Origin of the sequence: Microcystis sp. M109S1, from assembly GCF_020247025.1 — a bacterium.
Classification (GTDB): domain Bacteria; phylum Cyanobacteriota; class Cyanobacteriia; order Cyanobacteriales; family Microcystaceae; genus Microcystis.
Map to the genome: position 1 here is coordinate 1 of NZ_JADBRW010000384.1, position 4399 is coordinate 4399.

General features: G+C 43.2%; 4 protein-coding genes. 1 reads left to right on the top strand and 3 read right to left on the bottom strand.

Annotated elements, in window-relative coordinates; all coding sequences use genetic code 11:
* Positions 1–587: 587 nt before the first annotated feature.
* The 3 genes from corA to IM322_RS19015 form a co-directional block, all read right to left on the bottom strand.
* A complete protein-coding gene (gene corA, locus IM322_RS19005; RefSeq protein WP_287674295.1) occupies positions 588–1748 on the bottom strand; it encodes a magnesium/cobalt transporter CorA in 1161 nt (386 codons plus the stop codon).
* Between the two features lie 91 nt (positions 1749–1839).
* A complete protein-coding gene (locus IM322_RS19010) occupies positions 1840–3117 on the bottom strand; it encodes a recombinase family protein (protein ID WP_287674297.1) in 1278 nt (425 codons plus the stop codon).
* Positions 3118–3370: 253 nt separating this feature from the next.
* Entirely contained in the window at positions 3371–3664 is a 294-nt protein-coding gene (locus IM322_RS19015; protein WP_287674298.1) for a hypothetical protein, read from the bottom strand.
* Positions 3665–3910: 246 nt separating this feature from the next.
* Between IM322_RS19015 and IM322_RS19020 the strand changes: the two genes are divergently transcribed.
* Positions 3911–4144, top strand: a complete 234-nt coding sequence (locus tag IM322_RS19020) for a hypothetical protein (protein ID WP_110578190.1) — start codon at positions 3911–3913, stop codon at positions 4142–4144.
* Positions 4145–4399 lie beyond the last annotated feature (255 nt).

Below are 4399 nucleotides of genomic sequence, written 5' to 3' on the forward strand. Positions count from 1 at the left end.
AGTGCCAGCCATTGGAGTGTTCGGGGGGGAAATTTAGGCACTTTTTCCCTGAAAATTAGGTAATTGACCCCCTGAAAATGGGTAAAACCCCACACCCCACACCCCACACCCCACACCCTACCCCCACGAAAAACTTTTTGCTGCAGACCCTACCTAGGAATGGCACTGCCCCCTAGACGACTAGAAAGAAACTTCGCTAATATCATCTAACCCTGACATTAGCTAACTTTGTTAGATAAGAACTTTTTTAGTAATTATGATCGGCCTATAATAATAACTGTAGTCACCCCTATCCTTTAGCGATAATTCTTGGTTTAGGGTTGATGTCCTTCAGCGCAAGCGAGATTGGTTATGAAAATTAGCGAACTAGAAAACTACTTGGCTCAGGTTAAGTCAGAGATTGGTGACATCGATATCGTCTATCAATGTCACAGCCAGCACTATAGTTGGTTGGACAAAATGAGAAGCCATCAACTGAAAGTGTTAAAAAATACCGTAGACACTAAACTATTAATTTCTCTGCAATAGCCATTTTCTCTTGCTAGATGCCGGCAATGAAGTCCGGTCTGTCTAATCTGCTTAACAGTTTATCTTTTCTTCGCTGTCGATAGGTTCTTAAACCAGCCGCGTCGCCAAAAGAAAATGATTAAACTGAAAGCAACGGTTAGCATCAACACCCAGACGAACGCATAGCCCCAATACCATTCTAATTCGGGCATATTATAGGGGGATTTATCAGGATTAAAGTTCATGCCATAAATACCGACAATGAAGGTGAGCGGGATAAAAATCGTCGAGATTACCGTTAAAGTTTTCATAATCTCGTTCATTTTATTACTCACGGAAGACAGGTAAAAATCCATTAAACCATTGGCAAATTCCCGGTAATTTTCGATAACATCGAGGATTTGTACTACATGGTCATAACAGTCTCGTAGATAGGGTTTAATCGTTGTATCGATGACAATATACTCATCCCGTAAAAGCGCATTGAGGGTGTCCCTTTGCGGCCAAATTGCCCGTCGCAGGGAGAGTAATTCCTGACGTAGTTGGTAAATTTTTGATAAAGTCTGTTCCGTGGGACTAGCTAAAATTTCGTTTTCTAACTCCTCGATTCTTTCTCCGTAGGACTCTAAAACAGGAAAATAACCGTCAATAATTGCATCCCAAATCGAGTAGGCTAAATAACCCGATTTTTGCTGCCGGATGGAACCTTTATTCAAACGGATTCTTTCCCTAACTCCCTCTAAAGAATCGTATTGTCCTTCTTCCTGCACGGTTAAAATATAATTCTTCCCGACTATTAAACTGATTTGTTCTAACAAAAAACCCTGATGATCGATCAGGATGGCCATTGGCACTATAATTAAAATATAATTATCGCATTCTTCCACTTTTGGTCTTTGGGGAATACTGACTATATCCTCAAGGGTTAAGGGATGTAAATGAAAAATTTCCCCCAACTCTTGCAGTTTATCTTCATTACCCAAACCGACGATATCGATCCAAGAGATGGAATCATTGGATAAATATTTAAGACAGTCTTGAGGTAAGAGATTATTAACTATAGTGGCTTGTTGAGAATTATAATTAATTAAAAATATCTCGGTAGTAACGGCATTTTCATCGATGGTGATTAACCCCGGCATCGTCCCGGGTTGGTTATAGTGGTAATCGTAAAGGTGGGGTTTTGTCTGGGAGGATTTTCGCCCTTTTTTATACCTAGTTAATCTTTTGTTATTGCTCATAGTTGAGATCGATCGCTGTTTGCCTTTTTCTTAGCATTGATCGCTCAAACATTCCTCAATTTTTAGCTAACTTTAAGATTGTCCAAGATTGTTAAAAAACGAATATTAAACGTAAATGCCAATTATTAGCCGTTTCCCTCTCGATTTCGATGTGACGGATAAACTCGCGAAAATAAAAACGGCGCTCGATTTCCGATAAATCTCGCCAAAATTGCGGAAAAGCAACGGCACGAGCGATAATAGTCAGGTTATCGGGGGGTAATTGGTCTAAACGTCCTTGAATCTGCGCGATCTCGTTTTTCAGTTTATAGGCCCGTAGATTAGCCGTTTCTTGATCTAAAATTCCCGCCGCTTCTAGGGAGGGCAATTGCGACAAAATATCGTTTTTTTGCCCTATTTCCTCGCTCATTCCCCGTTTGATCCCCTCTAAATCCGGTAAAGATATCTGAGCGATCGTCGGTGGTAGGTCTTGACAAATGCGCTCGATTGTGCTATCAAGAATTTTTTCATAAGCGATCGCCGAACATTTTTTTGTCCGGGGACATTGCAAAGGTCGCAAATAGAGGTATTCTGTGCCTTTTCCTCGCGCCGTCACTTTGGTAATCGTCATCCCCGATTGACATTGACTACAGAGGACTAAACCCGCTAAGGAACGCGGGGCGCTGGCACTGCGGGGGGGTAATTTGCGATTATTTCTCAGGATGCGATCGATCTGGGCCGCTTCTTCCCGGGAGATAATCGGGGTGTGGGTATCGGGGATAATATCTTGACCGAGATAGCACAAATCGCCGCGATAAACGGGATTATTCAGCCATTTATGGGCAGTGGCTACCGATATCTTCTTGCCGTAGCGTTTTTCTAGATAGCGCACCGTGGAACGCAGGGAAGCGGAAATCAAAAAGCGATCAAAAAAGTCTTTGACTACTGGTGCGGTACTGCGATCGAGTATATAACGCTCCTTGCCACGACGATAACCGTAGGGTGCTTTTCCGGGGGGAGGCAAAGCTTGCAGACGATTGTGAGCGTGACCTGCTTTTAAACGGTTACTTAGTTCGTTTTTTGATATTTCTTGCAGAATCTTGGCAAAATTCAGCTTATAATCCGGGTCTTCTAGGGCAATTATATCTATGTCGAGGGCTTCTAAGGATTGTAAAATTTTGCTAACTTCTGTGCCATTGTCTCCCAATTCTGCTAGACGACGCAGGATCAGCAGTCGGGGGGGAGTCCCTTGACAATCGCGGAGCAGTTGCTGCCGTTGTGAGCGATCGCCAAAATCCTGATACACTTGTTCGGGAGAATAGGTCGAAATCGAGTTATCGGGGGGACTATCGAGCAGGGGATTGGTATAGGTGTAGGCGATAATTTTCATGTTTTGCCGAAATCCTGGTATAGATAAGCTGTACTGCCTTTAAACCGGGTCTTGAAAAGTTTAGTACAAATGCTCGAACTACCTCTCCCCGCTCCCAACTCCGGCGCGCATAGACAGTCTTAACCAGTAATTTAGATAGTCAACAGCTTACCCGCGGGCGAATGGAAAAGGAATTTCTGCCCATCTCCCTAACCCCCGCAAGCTGGCGATCGTTCCGCTACACTTGGCAATTTCTGGGCCGGGCGCGATTCGTCTAGGGAGAGGGTAAAGAGCGAAGGAAAACCGTGAGTATGGCGGTAATAATTGCGACGGTTACGGGGATAATCAGCGATTTCGCCCCTTTTAAATCGGATATATCCCTAACTAGCCCCGATTGTTCGTTTTCTAGCCTTTCTAACCGCTTATCCATTCCCTCGACTTTCTCGATTAATTTTGCCTGTCCTACCTCTAGTTTTGTCAGGCGATCATCGATTCGATCGATCTTTCCCTCGATCCGCGTCAGGATGGCTTCTAGGGAATAGGTGACGGTTTCTCCCGATTGACTCATAAACTAAATTCCTTGTTGCGGGGGATACTTCGCATTCTATCACTCCCGAAAGATGGCAGAATTACCAATCCAGAGGCAACGGCAACGATTATCATCGTACAATATTACTAGGCGATCGAATAATCTCCGAAATTCAGATGAGTCAATTAAAATCTATTTCTGGGAAAAAGTTCGCCAAAATTTGAGAACGTCATTGAGAATTCAAGGTAGTCATCACATTTACTGTATTACTCGTTCAGACTGTCTATGAACCATCGTCAACAATTAATTCAAGAACTCGAACAAGCACCTGATGATCTAATAGAAACCGTGTTAGATTTTTTACATCGAGTTCAGGCAACAGGCAACAGTCATCCTCTGGCCAAGTTTTCAGGCATTTTAAGCGATTCAGAGGCACAAGAACTACAACAAGCCATTAAAACAGAATGTCGTCAGTTGGTAAGGATTGCATCACCTACAAAAACAGCCTACAATATTTAGACTAAATCCAGTTATTGAAGACTAATTATTTACACAACCCCGTAGAAATGTTAGATTTTAGGAGTGGTGATAATTATCTATCCATCCCTCCCATTGATCGATCTAGGAGATAAGCATTGACATCCTCACCGCCGTAAACGGACGGTGATTCCCAAACCTCACGATTTAGGTTTCTGCTTCTTTCCCTTGCGGGGTTCCGCACCTGCCTTAACAGATTTACTCTGTTCTGGTCTTATGGTCGCTCTACAGACTGAC

Excerpts from the sequence above, each read along its gene's own strand:
- corA (WP_287674295.1), bottom strand. The coding sequence starts at position 1,748 with ATGAGCAATAACAAAAGATTAACTAGGTATAAAAAAGGGCGAAAATCC.
- IM322_RS19010 (WP_287674297.1), bottom strand. The coding sequence starts at position 3,117 with ATGAAAATTATCGCCTACACCTATACCAATCCCCTGCTCGATAGTCCC.
- IM322_RS19015 (WP_287674298.1), bottom strand. The coding sequence starts at position 3,664 with ATGAGTCAATCGGGAGAAACCGTCACCTATTCCCTAGAAGCCATCCTG.
- IM322_RS19020 (WP_110578190.1), top strand. The coding sequence starts at position 3,911 with ATGAACCATCGTCAACAATTAATTCAAGAACTCGAACAAGCACCTGAT.